The organism is Klebsiella sp. 141203 (genome assembly GCF_032601985.1).
GTDB classification, from domain to species: domain Bacteria; phylum Pseudomonadota; class Gammaproteobacteria; order Enterobacterales; family Enterobacteriaceae; genus Klebsiella; species Klebsiella aerogenes.
In genome coordinates this window covers 879,376-903,032 of the sequence record NZ_JAQIRL010000002.1, presented here as the reverse complement: position 1 = coordinate 903,032, position 23,657 = coordinate 879,376, and the positions used below count along the sequence as shown (strand labels likewise).

Sequence of the window (23,657 nt, the reverse complement as noted above, 5' to 3'; positions counted from 1 at the left end):
GGATATATCAGGTTATGAAAAAAAGCATTGTGATTATCGGCGGCGGCGTGGTGGGGCTGGCCACCGCCTGGGTATTAATTAAGAGCGGACACCAGGTGCAGCTACTGGAGCGCAACGCCGAGCCGGGCAGCGCCACCAGTTTCGCCAACGGCGGGCAATTAAGCTACCGCTACGTGGCGCCGCTTGCCGACCGCGGCGTTCCCCTGCAGGGAATTAAATGGATGGGCAAAGCCGATTCACCGCTGAATATGCGCCTGCAAATGTCTTTCCAGCAGTGGCGCTGGCTGTTGCAGTTTCTGCGCGCCTGCAATAGCCAAAGCAACAGAATTAACGGTGATCATATTTTGCGTTTATCACTGCTCAGCCGTCAGGTCATGCAGTCGTGGCTTGATGAAGATAATCTTGCTGATTTTCACTGGCGGCGTAGCGGCAAACTCATCATCCATCGCCGGGAATATGATTTTCATAAAGCGGCAAAAGGGATTAACCCCCAATACCAGCATGCGCTGAGCGCCGAAGCCTGCCTGCAGCTTGAACCGGCGCTGAAACACATCAGCCATTCGCTACAGGGCGGGATTTATTCGCCAGGAGATGAAACGGCAGACTGCCATAAATTCTGTCTCGCGCTGCTCGACAAACTCAATGCCAGCAGCAACTTCAGCCTGCTCACCCACTGCGAGGTGCTGCGGCTCAATAAGCGCGACGGGCGCATTAGTTCACTTGAGACCAGCTGCGGTACGATAACCGGCGATGATTATGTCGTCGCCGCCGGCAACGGCAGCGGCCCGCTGCTGGGTCATCTGGGCGTGCGCGTGCCGCTGTGCGCGCTGAAGGGATACAGCCTGACCCTTCCCTACCCTAAGCAATCCGGGATCGCGCCGGATATCAGCGTGACCGACTACGGACACAAAATCGTTTACGCCCGCTTGGGCGATCGGTTACGCATCGCGGCGATGGTGGATATCGGTTACGACGGCGATGAACTACGTGATAGCCGCGTTCAGGCGCTGAAGAAAATCGTCGCTAGCAGCTTTCCCGAACTGCAGGGACTGGATGAGGCTGAAGCCTGGACCGGTATGCGTCCGTCGACGCCCGCGGGCCCACCGATGCTAGGGCGTGCCGGATACCAGAATCTGTGGATGAATCTCGGCCAGGGTAGCCTCGGTTTTACCCTCGCGGCCGGCAGCGCCGTGGTACTGGGAGCGCTCCTCGATGGCGAAGCGCCGGCAATTTCTTTAGATGGTCTGACATGGAAACAATCCGCATGACAATTATTCGTAATAATCCGCAACCCCGACTTTCCGCCAGCGTCGAGTACGGCAACCTGGTGTTTCTCTCCGGACAAACGCCGAAAAGCAGTACTGATGATATTGCGCTGCAAACCCGTGAAGTTCTGGAGAAGATCGACGCCCTGCTGGCTACCGCCGGTAGCGACAAGCAGCACATCCTTTCCGCACAGATCTGGCTTAAAGATATCTCACGCGATTTTGCCGCGTTCAATGAGGTCTGGGTAGCGTGGATGCCGGAAGGTCATAGCCCGGCGCGGGCAACCGTTCAGGCCGAGATGGCGCGGCCCGACATACTGGTGGAAATCATGGTCACCGCCGTAAAAGCGTAAGATAAAACAGGTAAGAAAAAAGGCCGCATAGCGGCCTTTTTAATTAGTCAGTCCAGATTATTTCTCTCTGGGTGAAGCGTTTTCGACACGGCTTTTTAACTTCTGTCCGGGTCTGAAGGTCACCACACGCCGGGCTGTAATGGGAATATCTTCCCCCGTTTTCGGGTTACGTCCCGGGCGTTGGTTCTTATCACGCAAATCGAAGTTGCCAAACCCGGAGAGTTTTACCTGTTCTCCGTTTTCCAGAGCACGACGGATCTCTTCGAAAAACAACTCTACCAGTTCTTTGGCATCCCGCTTGCTAAGCCCAAGCTTATCAAACAGATATTCTGACATTTCAGCTTTTGTAAGCGCCATAGGTTCAATCCCTCAATGATGCCTGGAATCGCTCTCTTAATGCCTCTACACATTTGGCAACGGTAGCGGCAATCTCCTCTTCTTCGAGTGTACGGCTGGTATCCTGAAGGATCAGGCTAATCGCAAGGCTCTTAAAGCCTTCCGCCACACCCTTACCACGGTACACGTCAAATAAGTTTACGCCAACTACCTGATTTACGCCAACTTTCTTACATTCGGCCAAAACATCGGCTGCAGGGACGTTTTCCGCGACCAGTACCGCGATATCGCGACGGTTCGCCGGGAAGCGAGAAATTTCGCGCGCCTGAGGCACCACGCGGTCTGCAAGCTTGTTCCACTCGATTTCGAACACCAGAGTGCGGCCGTTAAGATCCAGTTTACGTTCCAGTTCCGGATGAACAACCCCAATGAAACCAATGCGTTCACCTTTCAGATAAATCGCCGCGGATTGTCCCGGATGCAGTGCGGTAGCCGCTTCTGCACGGAATTCGATATCGGCTAATTTACCGGTCAGATCAAGAACAGATTCCAGATCGCCTTTTAAATCATAGAAATCGACGGTTTCTTTTGCCAGGTTCCAGTGCTCTTCGTAACGGTTACCGCTAATCACCCCGGCCAGCATCACATCCTGACGAATACCCAGCGGCGCCTGCGTATCCGGCACGAAGCGCAGACCGCTCTCAAAGATGCGCACGCGGCTCTGTTGACGGTTCTGGTTGTAGACGACGGTGCCCAACAGACCGGTCCACAGCGACAGACGCATCGCCGACATTTCGCTAGAGATAGGGCTTGGCAGAATCAGCGCCTCTTCACCGGCGTGGATTAGCTGCTGTACTTTCGGGTCAACGAAGCTGTAGGTAATCACTTCCTGATAACCTTTGTCGTTAAGCAGCGTTTTCACGCGCTTCAGCGACAGGTCCGCTTCACGGTGGGTTCCCATGATGAGACCTGCCTGTACCGGCTCGTCAGGAATGTTGTTGTAGCCGTAGACGCGGGCCACTTCTTCAACCAGATCTTCTTCGATCTCCATATCGAAACGCCAGCTTGGAGCCACGGCCTGCCACTCGTCCTGACCAATGGTCACTTCGCAACCCAGACGTTGCAGAATGTCGCTCACCTGAGCGTCATCAATATGATGGCCAATCAGGCGATCCAGCTTGCTACGGCGCAGGGTGATAGTGGCGCGTTTTGGCAGCGTCTCTTCGTTGGTCACATCGATAATTGGGCCGGCTTCCCCGCCGCACAGGTCGATCAGCAGACGGGTCGCACGCTCCAGCGCTTTATATTGCAGGGCCGGATCGACGCCACGTTCGTAGCGGTGGGATGCATCGGTGTGCAGGCCATGACGGCGCGCGCGACCGGTGATAGACAGCGGGCTGAAGAACGCACATTCCAACAGCACGTTCTGGGTTTCATCATTAACGCCGGAATGTTCGCCGCCGAAGATACCGCCCATCGCCAGCGCTTTCTTGTGGTCAGCAATGACCAGCGTATCGCTATCGAGCTTAGCTTCAGAGCCGTCCAGCAGTACCAGCGTTTCGCCCTCTTTTGCCATCCGCACCACGATACCACCTTCAATGCGGTCGCGGTCAAAGGCGTGCATCGGCTGGCCGAGCTCGAGCAGCACGTAGTTGGTCACGTCAACCACCGCATCGATGGAACGGATACCGCAGCGACGCAGCTTCTCTTTCATCCACAGCGGAGTGGGCGCTTTGACGTTGATGCCTTTCACCACCCGGCCCAGATAGCGCGGGCACGCCTGCGGCGCGTCAACCTGAATCGGCAGCACGTCGTCAATAGTCGCGGCAACTGGAGTGATTTCCGGCGCGTTCAGCGGCGCTTTGTTCAGCACAGCGACATCGCGCGCCACGCCGATGATACCCAGGCAGTCGGCGCGGTTTGGCGTGACGCTGATTTCAATGGTGTTATCGTCAAGCTTGAGGTATTCGCGAATATCGGTACCGATCGGCGCATCGGCCGGCAGCTCGATGATACCGCTATGGTCGTCGGAAATACCCAGCTCGGAGAAAGAGCACAGCATTCCTTCTGACGGTTCGCCGCGCAGTTTCGCCGCTTTAATTTTAAAATCACCCGGCAGTACGGCGCCAATGGTCGCGACGGCCACCTTCAGGCCCTGACGGCAGTTCGGCGCACCGCAGACGATGTCCAGCAGACGCTCGCCGCCGACATTGATTTTGGTCACGCGCAGTTTGTCAGCATTCGGATGCTGGCCGCACTCGACCACTTCACCGACGACCACGCCGTTGAAGCTACCGGCCACCGGCTCAACGCCATCAACTTCCAGGCCCGCCATGGTAATCTGATCGGACAGCGCGTCGCTGTCGATCGCCGGGTTAACCCATTCGCGTAACCACAGTTCACTGAATTTCATTGTTCTGTCCTGCCCTTATTTAAACTGTTTGAGGAAACGCAGATCGTTTTCGAAGAATGCGCGCAAATCGGTCACGCCATAACGCAGCATGGTCAGACGCTCCATGCCCATGCCGAAGGCGAAGCCGGAGTAAACTTCCGGATCGATGCCGACGTTACGCAGAACGTTCGGGTGCACCATGCCGCAGCCCAGTACTTCCAGCCATTTACCGTTTTTACCCATAACGTCAACTTCTGCAGACGGTTCGGTGAACGGGAAGTAGGACGGACGGAATCGTACCTGCAGATCTTCTTCGAAGAAGTTATTCAGGAAATCGTGCAGGGTACCCTTCAGATTGGTGAAGCTGATGTTCTTATCGACAATCAGACCTTCCATCTGATGGAACATCGGGGTGTGGGTCTGATCGTAATCGTTACGATAGACGCGGCCCGGCGCGATAATACGAATTGGCGGCTGCTGGTTTTCCATGGTGCGGATCTGCACGCCAGAGGTCTGAGTACGCAGCAGACGGGTCGCATCGAACCAGAAGGTATCGTGGTCAGCGCGCGCCGGATGGTGACCCGGAATGTTCAGCGCATCGAAGTTATGATAATCATCTTCGATTTCCGGGCCTGTCGCCACGGTGAAGCCGAGTTCGCCGAAGAAGTTTTCGATACGATCGATGGTGCGGGTAACCGGATGTAAACCGCCGTTTTCGATGCGGCGACCCGGCAGCGAGACGTCGATGGTCTCTGCGGCCAGACGGGCATTGAGCGCGGCGCCTTCCAGTTCAGCCTTACGCGCGTTCAGCGCCTGCTGCACCTGCTCTTTCGCTTCGTTAATGACCGCACCCGCTGCTGGACGCTCTTCCGGCGGCAACTCACGCAGGGTGGTCATTTGCAGGGTCAGATGCCCTTTTTTACCCAGATATTCAACGCGGACGTTGTCCAGCGCGGCAACATCTGATGCCTCGTTAATGGCTGCCTTGGCACTGGCAACCAGCTCTGCGAGATGTGACATGGTTTTCCTCATTATGTCGGTGCAGACACCGGTTTTAGTGAAATAAATATCCCGAATCTATATACGAAAAAAGCCTCCACAGGGGAGGCTTTCTGGCGCTGTTTTCCGTTTCTTCTTTCACGCGCTAGCCTCCTGAGTTCAGGTGCTAAAGTAAAAAAAGAAGCGGAAAATAGCAGCATTCATGCTTGCATTACCTTGTCTGGTAAGAAATGTCAGACCTGTATTGAAAAGCCTGCACGGATAAAAGTCAATGTATTGATAGTGTTGAAACGAAAAGAGGGAGACAAGCTCCCTCTTTCAACTGGCTTATGCCAGAGCTGCTTTCGCTTTTTCGACCAGAGCGGTGAACGCTAATTTGTCGAATACGGCGATGTCAGCCAGGATCTTACGGTCGATTTCAACAGAGGCTTTTTTCAGGCCGTTGATGAATTTGCTGTAAGAAATACCGTTCTGACGTGCTGCTGCGTTGATACGCGCAATCCACAGTTGGCGGAACTGACGCTTTTTCTGACGACGGTCACGATAAGCGTACTGACCAGCTTTGATAACAGCCTGGAAGGCAACGCGGTATACGCGAGAACGCGCACCGTAGTAACCTTTAGCTTGTTTCAAAATTTTCTTGTGACGTGCACGGGCAACTACACCACGTTTTACGCGAGCCATATGTGCTCTCCTGTATCTATTCTAATTAAAAAGTTAAAAGGGTTAACGACTTATGCGTACGGCAGGCACGCGATTACCAGGCCCAGATCGCCTTTGGAAACCATGGCTTTCGGACGCAGGTGACGTTTACGCTTGGTAGCTTTTTTGGTCAGAATGTGACGCAGGTTAGCGTGCTTGTGCTTAAAACCACCTTTACCGGTTTTTTTGAAGCGCTTTGCAGCACCGCGTACGGTCTTAATTTTTGGCATTTTAATAACTTCCACTTCGCATTGTTAATAAACGAAACAAAGGCGAACAAGCCAGTGAGCCGAAGCCCACCGGAATGTTACTTGATGGCCTTACTGTTTCTTCTTCGGAGCGAGCACCATGATCATCTGGCGGCCTTCGATCTTCGTTGGGAAGGATTCGACTACTGCCAGTTCAACCAGATCGTCTTTCACGCGATTAAGCACTTCCATACCGATCTGCTGGTGGGCCATCTCACGACCGCGGAAACGCAGCGTGATCTTGGCCTTATCGCCATCTTCGAGAAAGCGAATCAGGCTGCGGAGTTTTACCTGATAGTCACCTTCATCAGTACCAGGGCGGAATTTAATTTCCTTAACCTGGATAACTTTCTGCTTCTTCTTCTGTTCCTTAGAAGACTTACTCTTTTCATAAAGGAACTTGCCGTAGTCCATGATACGACAAACTGGCGGTTCGGCGTTAGGGCTGATTTCAACTAAATCTACTCCAGCCTCTTCAGCCTTTTCGATAGCTTCTCTCAGACTCACAATACCCAGCTGCTCACCTTCCAGACCAGTTAAGCGAACTTCCTGGGCGCGAATCTCGCCATTAATACGATTCGGACGTGCCGTTTGAACTCGTTTTCCGCCTTTAATACCTTATTCCTCCAGTTGTTGAAGACTGCGGCTGCGAATCTCTTGTTGCAGCTTCTCGATCACTTCATTTACGTCCATGCTGCCGAGGTCTTTACCGCGACGGGTACGCACGGCCACTTTGCCGGCTTCGACTTCTTTGTCGCCACAGACCAACATATACGGGACACGACGTAAAGTGTGCTCGCGGATTTTAAAGCCAATCTTCTCATTTCTCAAGTCCGCTTTTACGCGAATGCCCGCATTTTGTAGTTTACGCGTCAATTCGTTAACGTATTCAGACTGAGAATCAGTAATATTCATGACCACTACCTGCACTGGCGCAAGCCAGGTTGGGAAGAAGCCAGCGAACTCTTCGGTCAGGATGCCGATGAAGCGCTCCAGCGAGCCGAGAATCGCGCGGTGAATCATTACCGGTACCTGACGCTCGTTGTTTTCGCCAACATAAGAGGCGCTTAAACGCTGCGGCAGGGAGAAGTCCAGCTGTACAGTACCGCACTGCCATGCACGATCGAGGCAGTCATACAGGGTAAATTCAATTTTCGGGCCGTAGAACGCCCCTTCGCCCAGTTGATATTCAAATGGGATGTTGTTTTCTTCCAGCGCCACCGCCAGATCCGCTTCCGCGCGATCCCAGGTCTCATCGCTACCGATACGTTTTTCCGGGCGAGTAGACAGCTTGACGACGATTTTCTCGAAGCCAAAGGTGCTGTACATATCATAAACCATACGAATACAGGCGTTCACTTCATCGCGAACCTGATCTTCAGTACAGAAGATATGCGCATCATCCTGAGTAAAGCCGCGAACGCGCATCAGACCATGCAGCGCACCCGACGGCTCATTACGGTGGCAGCTACCGAATTCAGCCATACGCAGCGGCAGATCGCGGTAAGATTTCAACCCCTGGTTGAAGATCTGCACGTGACCCGGGCAGTTCATCGGCTTAATGCAGTATTCACGGTTCTCAGAAGAGGTGGTGAACATCGCATCTTTGTAGTTGTCCCAGTGGCCGGTTTTTTCCCACAGCACACGGTCCATCATGAACGGGCCTTTGACTTCCTGATACTGATACTCTTTCAGCTTCGAGCGAACGAAAGTTTCCAGTTCACGGAAGATGGTCCAGCCGTCATTGTGCCAGAACACCATACCCGGCGCTTCTTCCTGCATATGATACAGGTCTAGCTGTTTCCCGATTTTACGGTGGTCACGCTTAGCGGCTTCTTCCAGACGCTGCAGGTAGGCGTTCAGCGCTTTTTTATCTGCCCACGCGGTACCGTAGATACGCTGCAACATTTTATTGTTGCTGTCGCCACGCCAGTACGCGCCAGCGGTTTTCATCAGTTTGAAGTGATGGCAGAAACGCATATTCGGCACGTGCGGGCCACGGCACATATCGATATATTCTTCGTGATGATACAAGCCTGGCTTGTCATCATGGCCGATGTTTTCGTCAAGAATGGAAACTTTATAGGTTTCGCCGCGCTTCACGAAGGTTTCACGCGCTTCGTGCCAGCTGACTTTCTTCTTGATGACATCATAGTTTTTCTCGGCGAGCTCGTGCATACGTTTTTCGAGCGCGTCGATGTCTTCCTGAGTCAGGGTGTGGTCCAGATCGACATCATAGTAAAAACCGTTGTCGACAACCGGGCCAATGGCCATTTTAGTGTTCGGCCACAGCTGCTTGATCGCATGACCTAACAGGTGCGCACAGGAGTGACGAATGATCTCCAGACCGTCTTCATCTTTTGCGGTGATAATAGAAAGCGTGGAATCATTTTCGATCGGGTCGCAGGCATCAACCAGCTCACCGTTAACACGTCCGGCGATGGTGGCTTTCGCCAGGCCTGGACCGATATCCAGAGCAACATCCATCGGGCTAACTGCGTGGTCGAAATGGCGTTGGCTGCCATCAGGAAGCGTAATTACAGGCATTTTATGTCCTTATTTGCAGTGGTGCCCCACACGAAAGAGCACATACAAAACTAAATAAATTAACTATATCATCAGGTTAGATGGCTTTATTTGCTTCACTCTGCAAACTGTGTACATCAGGATGTACAACTTCCCAAATGTACCTACCTTCGCCTGCTGATAACGAGCCTCAATAGTACACGCCCTTGATAAATTGTAAAAGCGCGGTAACGGCATTAACTGCACACTTTCATTGTGGACTTTATATATGAGTCCTTATTACCTCATTTCAACCCCTCTTCCCTCTTCTATACTTTCAGTCTGACCACTGGAGGTTGATATGTGCGGACGCTTTTCCCAGTCAATGACCCGTGAAGATTATCTTTCCTATCTTGCCGATGAAGCCGATCGTGACATCGCATATGACCCGGAGCCGATTGGTCGATACAACGTCGCGCCCAGTACCAAAGTTTTGCTTCTGAGCGAACGCGACGAACAATTGCATATCGATCCTGTCTTCTGGGGTTATGCGCCAGGATGGAGGGATAAACCACCTCTGATTAACGCACGCGTCGAAACGGCGGCCACCAGCAGAATGTTTAAACCTCTCTGGCAACATGGCCGGGCGATCTGCTTTGCTGATGGTTGGTTCGAATGGAAGAAGGAAGGCGACAAGAAGCAGCCCTACTTCATCCATCGTGCCGATGACCAGCCTATATTCATGGCGGCAATCGGGAGTACACCGTTTGAACGTGGAGATGAAGCCGAAGGTTTTCTGATTGTCACTGCAGCAGCAGATAAAGGACTGGTAGATATTCACGACCGCCGCCCAGTGGTACTGTCACCAGAAGCAGCCAGGGAATGGATGAGACAGGATATAGGAGGGAAAGAGGCCGAAGAAATAGCTGCCGATGGTTCCATGTCAGCTGACCATTTTACTTGGCACCCTGTTTCACGTGCCATTGGTAACGTGAAAAACCAGGGGTCAGAATTAATCAAGGCTATTGAGTTCCCATAAATTGATAACGTCCGCAATGTGCCTTAAGCGGACGTTACCTATGCCAGATTACCTTAATTATCAGGTAGCTGAAAAATCAGACTACCCTGCCACAAGCGATGCTCAATTTATGAAAGGGATAACCGGATTTCATTTTTCAGTACCTTATCAACCGCGCTCAGTCAGTCTGAAGGTTTAATCAGCATGCCCGCTAATAGTATAAGCGCAGCGTCTAGCCCCATTTAAAATATGCTCTGTCCGCTCTACTTTTGCGCCAAGTACTTCTCTGAACAATGTTAATTCAGCACGACAAAACCCCTGACAGGCTGCAGCGGCAGCACAGATTGGGCAGTGATTTTCGATAAAAAGCAAGGTTCCATCCGCCAGCTCTTCATAGTCCGCCATATAACCTTCCTGCGAACGTATTAATGCCAGACGCGCAACCCGTTCTCTGAGGCTGGCCGCCTCCCCCAGTTCCCGTAGATAATTCTCCCTGCTGGTCTGCTCGCGCAGATCAATCAGACGGTCAATCGCCTCCTCGCCAAAGGCGTGACGCACTGTGTCCAGTAGCTGGATTGTCAATGTGGAGTGCGTATCCGGAAAGCGGTTATGCCCCGCCTGAGTCAGTGTCCAGAACTGACTGGGGCGGCCAACCCCTTTGCTCTGAGAGTAGGTTTCCACCAGACCTGCCGAAGCAAGTTTAGCAAGCTGCTGGCGCGCTGCCTCGGCTGTCATGCCTAGTGTTTCCCCCGCTTCCACAGACTGCTGTGGCCCACGCGTTTTAAGCAGATAAAGGAGGCGCTCGGGCGTCGCAGATGCCTTCTCAGCGCTATTTAACAAGCGATTGCTTGACAAATTAATTCACCCCCTCTCAATAATCCAAGTGATATCTTGTTTTATTAATGTAACGGATCCTATTGCAACCAGCAACAGGACATTTGACGCAACACATGCCGGGAGGCTTATATGTCGTCAGTACAGGAAGGAAGCTGGAATGATTTACTGGGTGGTAGAAACCTGTTTTTCTCTATTGCGCTTTCAGGAGGAGTAGCGCTACATGCGATCAATATTTACATCGCGACCACTGTACTTCCCTCTGTGGTTAATGAAATAGGTGGTCTTGAACTCTATTCATGGAATACGACGCTTTTTGTAGTGGCCTCCATCCTAGGTTCCGCACTGACTTCACGGCTGCTGGCCCTGATGGGAGCGCGCAAAGCCTATTTGGTCGCGGTTATGTTATTTATCGCAGGCAGCATAGTCTGCGCGCTGGCGCAGACTATGCCTGTTATGCTGGCCGGTCGGGCGCTACAGGGCCTCGGCGGTGGTTTTTTGTTTGCGCTCTGCTATGCCATGATTTATGCACTTTTTGACGAAAAGCTCTGGCCTCGCGCGATGGCACTTATCTCTGGTATGTGGGGCGTCGCGACGCTGCTGGGTCCTGCAGCAGGCGGAATATTTGCGGAGATGAATGCCTGGCGCGCTGCGTTTGGCATACTGGTGCCTGTCACGCTGCTCTATATGCTGCTGGTCTGGCTCGTCTTTCCCGCGCACAAGCGTGAAGCCGACCTTCCTGTAAGCAAGCCCCCGCTGATGCAGCTACTGCTGCTGGTCGCTGCAGTCATGGCTGTAAGCACAGGAGGCATGTCACCTGATGTAGCGATCAATGTGGCGGGAATCAGCGTTGCGGTTGTGCTGATTCTGTTACTGATACGTCGGGAATTTACCAGTGAAATTCGCCTGTTGCCGCGTGATGCGCTGCGGTTGAATTCGCCTTTGCTGGCGCTCTACATCACGATGGGGCTGCTGATCATTGGCATGACGAGCGAAACTTTTATTCCCTATTTCTTACAAATCCTGCATGGGCAGACGCCGTTGATCTCTGGATACCTGGCAGCTCTGATGGCCGCAGGCTGGACGGTTTCGGAAATCTGGAGTTCCGGCTGGCAAGGGCGGAACATTAAACGCGCAATCGCTGCTGGCCCGGTATTGGTGTTAGCAGGCATGATGGTACTGGCTCTCAGTACCCCCCGTTCTACCGGAGGAGACTGGATAGTACTCTTCTTAATTGGCCTGGGCCTGACGTTGGTAGGGTTTGGGATCGGGCTGGGCTGGCCGCATTTACTGACGCGTATCCTCCAGTTTGCACCCGCTGACGAACAGGATGCGGCGGCTACGTCAATTACCACCGTCCAGCTGTTTGCCACTGCGCTTGGTTCAACTGTCGCTGGTATGCTGGCGAATGCAGGTGGATTGTCAATGCCCGGAGGGCAGGAAGGCGCATCATCTGCTGCATGGCTGCTGTTTGCAGCGATGGCTGTTGCCCCGTTGCTCTCTCTGCTGAGTGCAAAAAAGGTTATATCTGGACTCAATAAATAAGGCTTCAGCTAAATTGGCGTGCAGCCCTGTAAACTAACAGAGCTGCACTTATCTGACATTGTCAGGTGTTTCGTCCACTCCTCGCTCTAAGCGGACTGTAGTAGCATGACCACTCCCGTTAATAGCCGAATCATCTAACTTTGAGCAGGTCACAGAACCTCGTAGTATAGCGCGGGGATAGCATTTCCCTTTTCATCTGCCAGGTGGCCTGGATCCCCTGTCCAGCAAAATACAGAGTTCCCCTACCGTCCTTTGCGTTGAGTTGGTCGAGAACTTCCATCAGTTTCTCACTGTTCTGCCTTGGCGCATTCTCGTCGAACAGGTTCAACTGCGCGACATCCTGGCTATAGAAATCACCGAGCATGATCCCCGCCTTCTGATACCTGTGCCCGTCGACCCATATCGCATCCAGGCACTTCACCGCGGCATTGATGATATCCCTACTATCTTGCGTGGGCGTCAGTAACTTAATGGACCCGCTGTTGCCGTAGTATTTTTCCTTCAGCGCGAAGGGAGATGTCTTCACAAAGGCGGAGTTATAACGACAATACTGATGCTCACCACGAAGTTTCTCTGCGCCTCTGGCCGCATATGAACAGATAGCCTGGCGCATTTGTTCATAGGTGGTAATGCGCTCCCCGAACGACCGGCTGCAGACAATTTCCTGTTTCACTGACGCAAACTCTTCCAGTTCAAGACACGGCTCGCCGCGAAGCTCCCGGACAGTTCTCTCAAGCACCACGTTGAAGTGTTTGCGGATAAAGCGGATATCCGTATCAGCTAGCTGCAGGACGGTTTTTATCACCATAGCCTCAAGCTTTTTGCTGATACGGCGGCCAACACCCCAAACCTCATCCACCGGAAGCAACGCCATCAGTTTGCGCTGTCTTTCCACATTCGACAGGTCGACAACTCCGCCAGTAGCTTTCCATGTTTTCGCCGCAGGATTGGCGAGTTTTGCCAGCGTCTTTGTTTGTGCGATCCCTACCCTGACCGGGAGCCTGGTATTGCGGTAAACGGTATCTTTCAGCTCATGCCCGAACTCTTCCAGCACACGGCAATTACGTATACCAGTGAGATCGCAAAAGGTCACGTCGATGCTGTAGATTTCAACTCTGGGGCACATTTCCTCAAGTATCGTCATGACCCGGTTGCTCATATCCGCGTAGAGTTCATAGTTCGAACTGAAGCAAACCACGCCATGCCGGCGGAACTGGTCTTTGCATTTGAAGTACGGGTCCCCATCTTGATGCCAAGCTTCTTGGCTTGAGCAGAACGCGCTATCACGCACCCATCGTTATTGGACAATACAACAACCGGCTTACCTCGCAGATCCGGCCTGAAAATGGTTTCGCAGCTCGCATAGAAGCTGTTCACATCAACTAGAGCAAACATCACATCACCGGACAGTCATCAAAGCCAGCTTTACTGATGATATAAATCCCATTATGAACTCCCCTTGATACTGTTTATTTGTACAGTATAATTACTGTATTCGAACCCAGTAAAGAGGTATTAAAGATGTTTGTGGAGCTCGTTTATGACAAGCGCAATGTCCAGGGGTTGCCGGGCGCTCAACAAATCATACTGGCTGAACTGACTAAGCGAGTACATCGAGTTTTCCCTGATGCAGAGGTGAAGGTTAAGCCAATGCAGACAAACGCGTTAAACAGTGACTGCACAAAAACGGAGAAAGAGCGACTGAATCGCATGCTTGAAGAGATGTTTGAAGAATCTGACATGTGGTTAGTTGAGGAGTGATCCTATGCAAACCGCACCTAATGCAATATTTATTAAAATCTGAGGGTTAGATAATGAATGAAGGTATTTCAGACAATTTAAATGCTGACTCGATCATCTACGACGACATTACAGGAGCTGAGGTTTTCCTCGGCGATTTCCTTCGCGAAGGATACATTCGGGTAAAGTCTCGTGATGAATTGGTAGCTGCTGTAAATTACGTCAATACAAACATTAAAAAAGCAACTGAGATTCGTCTTTCAAAAGCATTCGAGCCATGGATTGCCCCCCAAACTGATATTGACCTTGCGTGGGTCTCTTTGGTTGGTGAGGGTGGTGTTTGTACAATCGATGCCACAAGCATTCCTGATGTTGATGGTAATTACTGGCTACGTCTGTATAACTCCGGCGCATCCAGTATTAACAATATTGGAAACATTTACACGGATAAAATACGTGATATTTTTTGTCTTGGCCCAGGGGCTACCAGTAATGTTGATGCAATAATTTACCATAATCCCACACGTGCCATAGCATCTTTCACAACCAGAAGTCTTGGTACTATGGGATTCAGAACTGGCGATTCATACCGTCAAAATGCATATATTATAAAACACTGGGGAAGGAGTATTACCCGCTGTACCAATCATATATGGATGCCATCTGGTTACTCAAACTACGGCGAAGCAATAGAATATCACGCATCGACCATTTCAACTTCAAGTGGCACAGGTATACGCAATGACAATGCTGATGGTGCGATACGAGTGTATGGTGGATCACTGGATTATATGGGGAGGATCATAGTTGTTACCGCTGGCCGTGTTGAAACATATGGAACATACATTGAATTCAACAACAACTCGAACAAATTGAATGGAATTCCTTTTGAAACCTCTGGTGCAGAAACAGCGAAAATTTCACTAATGGGAGGCGGGATAAGAGGCTATATTACTCCACTGCCAGATGAGGTTACCACAATATTTAAATGTGGCGATAATACGAATGGAATTGGTTTATCAAATATGGAATTGATGAACATAGTGCTACCAACAGGATTTACTAATATAAACAGTGGTAAAGGGAAATTCCAGACCACTGGTATAGATATTATTTCTGGCGGCGGAAACCCTCGGGTCCCACTTCTCAAATCGGATACACACAATTTAATATCAGACCCTGAATTAACCCAAACAGAGGTTGTAGACTGGTATATTTCATCTGATACAGGAGCATTAACCAGTCGGACATCAGGTGAAAACACCAAACTATCAAAGGATACATCCAACTTTAGAACAAATGGCACAGCATCCTTGAAAATAAGCAAAGCCCTTGGAGTCGGTACTTCTTCGGAAATACAAATAAACGCCCCAATATCAGCAAACATGCTAACTATGTATACTATGTTTATTCAGGGAGTCAATCTCACAGGAAACATTAACATTAGCGCTTATTATTGCAGAACAATATATAACAACCAAATTGGAATTCCAATAGCATCAAGAGTTTTAAAGGTCGGGCCAACACGAATCATTGATTCTTCCACTATATCTGAATGGATACCGGTTACCCAACAGAGTGCCAGAAATTACACCCCTGAATGGGCGACTGAACTTATTGTCAAAATCTCATTAAACAATATGTCATCAGGTAACCTGTATGTTGCTGATGCAAAAATCACTGAGCTTTAGAAATTAGTGCGTATCATCTTACAAAACAGCCCGATAGCCTTTGCATAAGGATACCGGTTTTTTTACATACAAGAACTCACTAAAAACGCTTAGTTCACAACCCCCCCTCGCATTGCCATGATACTTTTCAGTTTGTCACGCACTTCTGTCTGCTCAGCATCGGTCAACACGCGATTGTAGACAGCGAAGATTCCCTAAACCAGGAAGTCCCATATTCTGTTCCGGGCTCTGACCACCATTCAGTATCAGTGGCAGTGTCGATTTCTTTCGCACTGAGATTGCAGAAGAACGTTTTTCTCCACTTGCGCGGGTGATAGACGCTTCTGTATTTGATACCGCTACGGTGAAGCGCGTCCATCCACCTACTGCGCCACCGTGGCTCACCTGAACAGTTGACTCAACACTATTCCCCGTAGCCACCTGTAAAATGAGCGTGCGCGCGGCTTCAATTCGCAGCTGCAGACCACCAAACGGGGCGATACCGGGAAATAAGTTGGAGAACAGACGGCCCGACACGGTGGGCTGATTCATATTGATACACAGCGCAAACGTCATTTCATCGGATTCAATGATCCCCGTATTAGCACCGTGCGCACTTTCTGCGACGGTACGCATCCCCAGCTCAGTAAACTCATTGCCAGTAACCAGATCATACCCGTTGCCGCTTGAATCATACTGGTCCTGCATACCGTAAGTCGCAATACTGGAGCTCTCGTTAAGAATCATTTCAGGTTCGGCCAGTTCCAGATCGTCGGCATTTACCACGCCATCACATACAAGAATCATACTTCCTCCAGTTTTAATAATCCCATCTGGCCCACGCTGGTAGTGGCTCCATTCGCGACAATGGTCAATTTCATTTCGGTCATCCCCGCCGGGATCACCACGTCATAACTGAACGTCCTGAATCCTTCCGTCGACTGGTTCGAGGGGCGAATTCCGGCAATATTGGCTCCGTTGGCTTCGAGGAAGCAGGCAGTTGCTGCGTTTTCATCCACATCAAATTTCACTCTGAAACTGAATTTCCGGCGCTCACCCGGCGTAACCGGGATAGTCTGTGACACGCGCGCGCTGGTATTCCCGGCGCCTGTCACCACCAGCACGTTACCAACGACATCAGGATCAGTGGTTAATGACACGGTTCCGCTTTCAACAACCCATCCTGACGGTAGACCATTCACGGTATCGAGAAAGAGTGGGTTGATAATGGCATTCGGTCCTCCTGACGTGACCGGGTTGGAGATGGCCATCTGCGGATAAACCGGCATCATGAAAGGTGCCAGCGCTTCCGCCAGTGCTTTACCCATATGAAAAGCACCGAGTGGCGCAGGGTGTGATGGATCAGGTGAGCCATCCTGAAGTTTGCCGTTATAGCCCGCCTTCCAGCCGTCGGTTTCAGGATCAACAGTGACTGACCGCATATCAACGAACGGAAATCCCTGCTCTATTGCATACGCGCGCGTAAAAGCGTTTATCGCGTTTTCTCTGTCTTTCACCGCCGGATCGCTGTTGTTCTGCGCCGCCATGCTACACACCACTGGGATAATGCCATTCTTGCGAAATTGGGTGAGGATGTACCGAATATTGCTGGTGACTGTTGCAATGGTGAATTTAAAGTTCCCGGCACTATCTTTCTGAATGACATCGTTACGACCACCCAGGAAGGTAATGAATCTGGGCTTTGCTTCAATGGCTGGCTGTAAGTGGACGCGGATCAAAGCCGATGCCACCACCGCTCCGAGCGCGTCTAGCGGTCGGTCTGTATAGCCTGTCCAGGTAGTAAATTTTGAACCTAATAATCCGGCAGCCAGAACACCTACAATAAACGACGTCATGAAGTAGGCTATTTGCCTTCCTCGTGTCAGGTTTGCGGTCGTTGCCACATAAAACACCGCGCCGCCAAAAGCTCCAAACACCACACCAAAATCGCTATGAGTGATAACGCCAAATACGACAGAACCAATTAAACCGCCGCCAAAAATCAGGCCGGTACCAGTTAAAGGATCGGACATTAAGCTCCCTCTTATTGCTGTGAGTCCTCTCAGAATTGAGGGGAAAAGAGAAAAGGCCACGGAAATTTTGGCCTAAAGCGTATTCTCCGCGAAACAAGTAGCAAGTAGGTACTCTGCGATAGAATGAATGTAGAGCGAGTTACAATCCAGGATATTTTCAAATCTGAAACAACAAATTTAATTAAGTAGTCAAATATCAGTTAGCGTAACTTTTTTCCACTTATTTTCTGATACACAAATGTATAACTCACTAGCATCCGGAGATATCTTCATTTGGCCAATCACTCCGGAATCGCTGGTAGAAACCGTACCAGAACTAATTGTAGAAACAGGTTCATTAGCAACAACCACCCTACCAGAAAAATATCCATCCCTGAACTGTGTAGTTTCACTCCCGATATCTACGGACGCATCTTTCTTTGGTCTAAAAGAAGAGACTGTAAATACAAACCCATCACCATCCGATGATTTTGAAGAGCTTAAATTCAGATTATAGCTTGCAGAAACTGTTGTAAGCCTAGTTCCATCATGTTCAAACCAAAATGTAGGAGAGAAATCTGTCAATCCTTTATTATAAGCAACCCCCCCAAAGAAAAATGCATTACCTGATAAATTATATGTGGCAAACCCTAAAGATTCAATATTTGAAGCCTTTATGTTAAATATTGACGGAAAAATTCCATTATTATTTTTATCCGCAAAGTTAGTTGTAAATGGGAAAAACCTAGAGTTATCAGGCAATCTATTTGCAGCATTAGTCATCGGTGTATTTTGCAAAGATGTAATATTTGCAAAAACAAAGCGCCCTCCAGTGGTGGTAGATTCCGCCGGGCAATCAAATGACACTGGGCTTATAGAATTAAAATTACCGTGAAAATCCCACCGACTATTAGCATCAGCTCTCAACACAAGAGGTAACTCAGCAGTAAACTTCCCACCAATGTAGTCCGTATTGCAGTTAATCAAATCAATCGCAGTACATTCCTCACCGCCAAAAAACTGCATTTGCCAATATTGATTATACAAATAACAACTTCCAGAAACCCCGTTGACTTGTATACCTACGCCACCTTTTGGCATGACCTGATTCTGAATGTTATCAAAGTTGTTCCCATGAAAACTTGGATCACCACCATTACGATAAAACTGAATATTCACATTATTTTTTAACAATCGCCCATTTTTGAAATAATTGAATTCTGTAAATCCCCCCACGCCCCCTGAGTTACTTAGTCTAATGCCGACAAAAAGATTTGATAATATAAACTCATCTATATGCGCAAAGCATACGTTATTTAAAAGTAAACCAATGCCTTTATTTTTACTATCGTCGTGGGCCGTTATATTAATGTTAGACACTGCTTTTGATGTATGTGAACCTGGTGCACCCCGTAATGATATGCATACATCATCTATATTTGATGCTTTAAACACCAATTGACTCTTACTCCAGTTAGCTCCACGCAACCTAATACCTTCCCTTGCGGAGCTGTTGATACCACCTAGGTTAATTTCTTTTGTAACCAGGTAGTTTCCAGCTGGAACATAGACCTCCTGATATCCAGCAGCAATGGCCGCCGAAATAGCATCAATGAAAGCCTGAGTATCGTCTGTTCCTTGCTTGGTAGAAAAATTATAATCAGCTTTAGCACCAAACTGCTGTGGGGTTATCAATGTCATGGTTGTTATCTCATAAAATTAAAAATCGACTGATTTAAGACATATAATTTTCATAAAGAATTAACCTTAAACATAGAGCAATGGTTTGAATACAGCACCATTATCTTGAATGTTAATATACTCGACACAATCCCCGGGGGATATTGCACCCAGTAGCTGTGTTCTTTCACCTGCCGGATAATTTCCAAAAGTCGGAACAGCCCACGCTAAAACACCACTGAAACGACAGTTTCTGGAAACAAAAGCCTTATCGCCAGAGTAGCTAAAACTCCCACCTTTCACTCCGTCCAAGGTTACGTAAGCGCGACTAGCTAAACTCACACTCTGAATGTACCCACCTTCGACAATCAACCTCTGTTGGTAAAATCCTGACAGTTTTCCCAATACAAGACAATCTCGAAGCTTAGTTGGTTGATTTGCCTCTGTAGAACCAGTCTGCATCACATCCTTTTTGAAGGTACAAGAATCGAATAGCACCCCACTTACCCCTGTCCTGGTATTATTATAATCATTATTAATAATGCTTTTCATCAACAGAACAGATGTCGTTCCATAGGCAGGGAGGAAAGTATCTATTTCGCAATTATCTACACTACCAACGCCTAGTGTTAGCAATCCGTCCGAGGATGAACTTACAAATCGGCATGACGTATATTTATATGGATATGCCAAATTATAATATTTATAAAAAATACTGTTATCCACGGTCGAATGATTACCATACATCGATGACACTACACAATTAACCAAACTAAAGGCAGCAATTTTACTTGCATAAAGATTCAACCTTACGGATGGTATTTCTGTAACCGTACCAATATCCGAAGATGATGTTGCGTCTATGATACACTGATAAACAGCTGAGTTACTTAATAAAAAATAGCTATTCTCATAATTTAACCCGGAAGGCAATCCAGTTGTGCCGTCATCTGTTGTCAATATGTACATTCTCTCAGCATGTACAGTATGAATCTCTGAACGAATAACGTTTAGATAAATCTGTTTATGATAAGCCTGCTCACACTGAATGCGCCCTATGTGCAGGCAATTTGAGGTATCACCAAAAGGAGCAATAGACAGAGCATAGTTTGCAACATTCCCACAAAGCTCTACAGAAATGGACCCGAATGTACTATCCCAAACTGCACCGGCGTATAAACCCGAACCATTGAAATTAGTAATCCTGATGGAGTCAAATGTTAACAAATGCCCTTTAATAAAGACACCATTTAATTCTACCCCTCTCCCATCAGCTATCACTGCAAACAACCCAATAACACAGGCACTCACACAGCGTGAATCTGAAAATACAGTATCAGGGTTTCCAAATGTAATTACGTATTTTGCGGAATGCTTACATGTGAATTTTGATGGATCAAGTAAAAAACGCCCAGTCCAATCAGTTATAATGGATTTTACATTTGTAAAATCTATAGTTTCAATTATTCTCCAGGGCCCCCCTGTTAAATCGAGCCTAAGCCCGAGATTAACAGCCGCGTCAACTGCCGCTAAAACCGCCTTTGTATTATCTGTATTCGGACTATTCCCTATACCACCAAACATCAAAGGAGACACATAATTATTGTCACCCGCTGCAATAGAAGTAAACGCACCTTGCATACTTAATGTACCATCATTGCTATGCAATCCAGTGTTTAAGTTATCAGATTTTATTTCACCTGGCGTAGGAATAACATTACCACTAGTAATTTCTGGCATCATTCATCTCCACATAAAAAATTTCATCATATGAATAAAACTTTTACTACGCGTTAGCCACTATTACATCATCATATATTTTACTACAGGCTTTTCTGATATAAGCAGTTTTGGGGTGTTTTTCCAGTTAAATCTTATTCCAAAACTAGTAGGGTGGAGTGACCACGCTCCGGTAGACTGTTTCTGTCCTCACGGCGAGGCCTTTTCGAAGGCCTCCGGGATGACGCCACCAAGATGGCTGTGGCGTCGGTTACGGTTGTAGAACACTTCAATGTAATCGAAGATATCCGCCCGGGCCATGTCCCGGGTTTTATATATCCGCTTCCTGATGCGCTCTTTTTTGAGTGAACTGAAGAACGATTCTGCCACTGCATTATCCCAGCAGTTTCCGCGACGGCTCATGCTTGGCGCCAGATTGTTGGCCCGGCAGAACCGCTGCCAGTCATCACTGCCATACTGACTACCCTGATCGCTGTGCACAATAACGTTTTCTGAAGGCTTACGCCGCCAGACAGCCATCAACTACGCATCCAGTGCCAGCTCGCGCGATAGTGTTGGTTTCATCGACCAGCCCGGGCGAAGAGATCGATAACCACTGCCAGATACAGCCAGCCCTGCCAGGTGCGGATATTGGTAATATCTGTTACCCAGACCTGATTGGGCTTCACTACAGTAAATTCACGCTGTACGCGGTTAGGCGCTACCAATGACGGTCGTCCCCGGGTCCCGCGTGGCACTTTATAACCATGTATGGCCTGTATCCTGTTTTTCCTCATGAGGCAGATACAGGGTTATGGAGCCAGACATAAAATCCGGCACGGGCAACCTTGAGAACCCGACACATTGTAACGATCGACCAGATTTCAAGGTGATCGTTGATAAAGCGGTACTTCAGTCGGGCTCCCTTGCAAAGTACCGCGCCGCCTTTTTCAGAATATCCCGTTCTTCCTCAGTGCGTTTAAGCTGCGCTTTCAGCCTGAGAATTTCTGTTCTGGCATCCAGTAAGTCCTGTGTCTGTTGCCCATTGTTGTCAGGCTTAACAGCGCGGAGCCATTTATAAAGACTGTGCGCCGAAACGCCGAGTCGTTCAGATACTTCAGCGATGGAATAGCCCCGCTCGGTGATTTGGCGGACAACCTCTTCCTTAAATTCAGGGGTAAAACGTGGTGTGCCCATAGACTCCTCCTATGCTCAAACTATAGGGCAGATTTGTCTACGGGCTCGGGGGCACATCGATGTGTACACAATTTCCGTGGCACAAAGTGGAATAAAGTAAAACGGAGTGAAACACCCGCAAGCGGATTAGTCAATGATGGCGAGGGTTTAAAGGGAGATGGCGAAACAGAGGTGAACAGGATGAAACAGTGTTAGTGACCTACACGAAAGAGCACATACAAAACAATATAATCATAATTATCAACGAGTTGTGGCTCAGCTCCCGCTTCACTCTGCGAAAATATGAGTACGCCCGTCTATCTATTGAACCGCCCTCACCTGCAGCCGCTCGTTGATAACACCGAGGGTTAGTGTACACATCATTAGTGCGCGATTAAAGACGTAATAACTAAATGGTTATTCTTCTTTTAAATAGCAAGGGGCGCTGACAATTTATCGTGGCAATTCCCGCTCATACCACGCGGTTAATTAATCGATAAATTACCTGCATACATAAATAAATCCCCCCACCGCTAAAAAACGAATGAAAAAATCATCCGTTATAGTGAGTATTCATACCCGGCAGGAAATAACAGGAATCAGGCCGGTTGCCCGGCCTGTAAATTACATTTTATAACCGAGCGACAAGGTGGTGCGGCGGTCGGTATGCTCAGGCGCCGAGGCCGGCGGCTGCGAGTTCCACGTCAGGTTATAAGCGACGCGCAGCGCAAAGTGGGCATTGATGGCCACGTTTAATGCGCTTTCCGAATTCAGCGTCGTGTCTTCAGCCCCGAATACCGAAACACCTTGTGTAAATTTAGCGTTGTCGGTCATCTGCCACGCCCAGGTTCCGGACGCATACCCCAGCGGCTGAGTTTCGTTATCGCCATCGGTATATTCGTCATAGCGCACGCCCGGACCAAATTCAAAACGCAGGCTGTGAACCGGGCCGTTAAGGATCTGGCGACCATAACCGGCGGTCAGTACGTCGCGCTGTTGATAACCGTTGTAGCGGTCGGTCAGCCAGCTGGCCTGACCAAATACGTAGTTCATATCGGTCAGGTTATAACGGCTACGACCGCCCACGGCATATTTTTCCGAAGAGCGTTGATCGTTAGAGGACGTGTTGCTCGCATTGCCCCACAGTGACCAGGCCGTCGTGTCGCCGTACCAGGTCAGCGTGGAGCCAGCGGTCATTGAGGAGCTTTTCGTATTGCCGGACTGAGCGAGATAACCCGCATTCACAGCACCTTCGAAAGGTTTTTTGGCAGTGGAAGGGTCATCCATGACGGTAAAAACGGAATCATCGGCCAGTGCGTTTACAGACGCAAAAAGCCCCCCCGCCAGCAATGCCGCTGCGGGTACTGTCTTCAAAAGCTTCATTATAACTCTCTAAAATACATATCTTCAGGACAGTACAAATGATGAATGGACCAGAGATCCCTTCATTGAATTTAGAGTCC

General features: G+C 49.2%; 20 protein-coding genes, 2 pseudogenes and 1 other annotated feature. Of the genes and pseudogenes, 6 read left to right on the top strand and 16 right to left on the bottom strand.

The window, feature by feature from the left end; all coding sequences use genetic code 11:
- Nucleotides 1-2: 2 nt before the first annotated feature.
- Both PGR29_RS11980 and PGR29_RS11975 read left to right on the top strand, forming a co-directional pair.
- Entirely contained in the window at nucleotides 3-1,268 is a 1,266-nt protein-coding gene (locus PGR29_RS11980) for a D-amino acid dehydrogenase (RefSeq protein ID WP_337072016.1), read from the top strand.
- Entirely contained in the window at nucleotides 1,265-1,618 is a 354-nt protein-coding gene (locus tag PGR29_RS11975) for a RidA family protein (RefSeq protein ID WP_316424577.1), read from the top strand. Before PGR29_RS11980 ends, PGR29_RS11975 begins: the two co-directional genes overlap by 4 nt.
- A 57-nt stretch (nucleotides 1,619-1,675) precedes the next feature.
- Here the strand turns inward: PGR29_RS11975 and ihfA are convergent, their stop codons facing one another.
- The 8 genes from ihfA to thrS form a co-directional block, all read right to left on the bottom strand.
- A complete protein-coding gene (gene ihfA / locus PGR29_RS11970; RefSeq protein ID WP_015367042.1) occupies nucleotides 1,676-1,975 on the bottom strand; it encodes an integration host factor subunit alpha in 300 nt (99 codons plus the stop codon).
- A 4-nt stretch (nucleotides 1,976-1,979) separates the two neighbouring features.
- Complete coding sequence (gene pheT, locus PGR29_RS11965; protein WP_113374159.1) at nucleotides 1,980-4,367, bottom strand: phenylalanine--tRNA ligase subunit beta; 2,388 nt, start codon at nucleotides 4,365-4,367, stop codon at nucleotides 1,980-1,982.
- Between the two features lie 15 nt (nucleotides 4,368-4,382).
- Nucleotides 4,383-5,366, bottom strand: coding sequence for a phenylalanine--tRNA ligase subunit alpha (pheS, locus tag PGR29_RS11960; RefSeq protein WP_015367044.1), 984 nt, complete (start codon nucleotides 5,364-5,366; stop codon nucleotides 4,383-4,385).
- Between the two features lie 63 nt (nucleotides 5,367-5,429).
- Nucleotides 5,430-5,554: a sequence feature (Phe leader region), on the bottom strand.
- Nucleotides 5,505-5,549, bottom strand: a complete 45-nt coding sequence (gene pheM / locus PGR29_RS11955) for a pheST operon leader peptide PheM (RefSeq protein WP_001386830.1) — start codon at nucleotides 5,547-5,549, stop codon at nucleotides 5,505-5,507. Its footprint overlaps the feature before it by 45 nt.
- Nucleotides 5,555-5,672: 118 nt before the next feature.
- On the bottom strand, nucleotides 5,673-6,029 hold the full coding sequence (gene rplT / locus PGR29_RS11950; protein WP_004102963.1) for a 50S ribosomal protein L20: 357 nt from the start codon (nucleotides 6,027-6,029) through the stop codon (nucleotides 5,673-5,675).
- Nucleotides 6,030-6,079: 50 nt separating this feature from the next.
- The gene (gene rpmI, locus PGR29_RS11945; protein ID WP_001124225.1) at nucleotides 6,080-6,277 is read right to left on the bottom strand and encodes a 50S ribosomal protein L35; all 198 of its coding nucleotides are present in this window, start codon (nucleotides 6,275-6,277) and stop codon (nucleotides 6,080-6,082) included.
- A 90-nt stretch (nucleotides 6,278-6,367) separates the two neighbouring features.
- Nucleotides 6,368-6,910, bottom strand: a complete 543-nt coding sequence (gene infC / locus PGR29_RS11940; RefSeq protein ID WP_004189469.1) for a translation initiation factor IF-3 — start codon at nucleotides 6,908-6,910, stop codon at nucleotides 6,368-6,370.
- Nucleotides 6,911-6,913: 3 nt separating this feature from the next.
- Nucleotides 6,914-8,842 carry a threonine--tRNA ligase gene (gene thrS / locus PGR29_RS11935; protein WP_045397528.1) on the bottom strand — a complete coding sequence of 643 codons (1,929 nt, stop codon included), beginning with the start codon at nucleotides 8,840-8,842 and terminating at the stop codon, nucleotides 6,914-6,916.
- A gap of 319 nt (nucleotides 8,843-9,161) precedes the next feature.
- On the opposite strand from thrS, the gene PGR29_RS11930 reads away from it, so the two are divergent.
- A complete protein-coding gene (locus PGR29_RS11930; protein ID WP_316424576.1) occupies nucleotides 9,162-9,839 on the top strand; it encodes an SOS response-associated peptidase in 678 nt (225 codons plus the stop codon).
- 174 nt (nucleotides 9,840-10,013) lie between these two features.
- Here the strand turns inward: PGR29_RS11930 and PGR29_RS11925 are convergent, their stop codons facing one another.
- Nucleotides 10,014-10,673 (bottom strand): helix-turn-helix transcriptional regulator, encoded by a 660-nt coding sequence (locus PGR29_RS11925; RefSeq protein ID WP_410477030.1) that lies wholly within the window; start codon nucleotides 10,671-10,673, stop codon nucleotides 10,014-10,016.
- A gap of 111 nt (nucleotides 10,674-10,784) precedes the next feature.
- On the opposite strand from PGR29_RS11925, the gene PGR29_RS11920 reads away from it, so the two are divergent.
- Nucleotides 10,785-12,197: an MFS transporter gene (locus tag PGR29_RS11920; protein ID WP_316424574.1), complete on the top strand. Its 1,413-nt coding sequence runs from the start codon at nucleotides 10,785-10,787 to the stop codon at nucleotides 12,195-12,197.
- A 130-nt stretch (nucleotides 12,198-12,327) separates the two neighbouring features.
- Here the strand turns inward: PGR29_RS11920 and PGR29_RS11915 are convergent.
- Nucleotides 12,328-13,592, bottom strand: a pseudogene (locus PGR29_RS11915) (Y-family DNA polymerase).
- Nucleotides 13,593-13,718: 126 nt separating this feature from the next.
- On the opposite strand from PGR29_RS11915, the gene PGR29_RS11910 reads away from it, so the two are divergent.
- Together PGR29_RS11910 and PGR29_RS11905 are read left to right on the top strand one after the other, a co-directional pair.
- Complete coding sequence (locus PGR29_RS11910) at nucleotides 13,719-13,958, top strand: DinI family protein (RefSeq protein ID WP_316424573.1); 240 nt, start codon at nucleotides 13,719-13,721, stop codon at nucleotides 13,956-13,958.
- 53 nt (nucleotides 13,959-14,011) lie between these two features.
- Nucleotides 14,012-15,628, top strand: a complete 1,617-nt coding sequence (locus PGR29_RS11905; protein ID WP_316424572.1) for a hypothetical protein — start codon at nucleotides 14,012-14,014, stop codon at nucleotides 15,626-15,628.
- A gap of 153 nt (nucleotides 15,629-15,781) precedes the next feature.
- On the opposite strand, the gene PGR29_RS11900 is transcribed toward PGR29_RS11905, so the two are convergent.
- The 6 genes and pseudogenes from PGR29_RS11900 to PGR29_RS11870 all read right to left on the bottom strand — a co-directional run bounded on the left by PGR29_RS11900 (nucleotide 15,782) and on the right by PGR29_RS11870 (nucleotide 23,577).
- Complete coding sequence (locus PGR29_RS11900) at nucleotides 15,782-16,414, bottom strand: hypothetical protein (protein WP_316424571.1); 633 nt, start codon at nucleotides 16,412-16,414, stop codon at nucleotides 15,782-15,784.
- Nucleotides 16,411-17,640 carry a putative holin gene (locus PGR29_RS11895; RefSeq protein ID WP_410477029.1) on the bottom strand — a complete coding sequence of 410 codons (1,230 nt, stop codon included), beginning with the start codon at nucleotides 17,638-17,640 and terminating at the stop codon, nucleotides 16,411-16,413. Before PGR29_RS11895 ends, PGR29_RS11900 begins: the two co-directional genes overlap by 4 nt.
- 189 nt (nucleotides 17,641-17,829) lie before the next feature.
- Nucleotides 17,830-19,320, bottom strand: a complete 1,491-nt coding sequence (locus tag PGR29_RS11885; protein WP_316424570.1) for a hypothetical protein — start codon at nucleotides 19,318-19,320, stop codon at nucleotides 17,830-17,832.
- Nucleotides 19,321-19,386: 66 nt separating this feature from the next.
- A complete protein-coding gene (locus PGR29_RS11880) occupies nucleotides 19,387-21,042 on the bottom strand; it encodes a hypothetical protein (protein WP_316424569.1) in 1,656 nt (551 codons plus the stop codon).
- Nucleotides 21,043-21,228: 186 nt separating this feature from the next.
- Nucleotides 21,229-22,215: pseudogene (locus PGR29_RS11875) on the bottom strand (IS3 family transposase).
- A gap of 603 nt (nucleotides 22,216-22,818) precedes the next feature.
- Nucleotides 22,819-23,577, bottom strand: a complete 759-nt coding sequence (locus PGR29_RS11870) for a DUF481 domain-containing protein (protein WP_316424567.1) — start codon at nucleotides 23,575-23,577, stop codon at nucleotides 22,819-22,821.
- Between the last annotated feature and the right edge of the window lie 80 nt (nucleotides 23,578-23,657).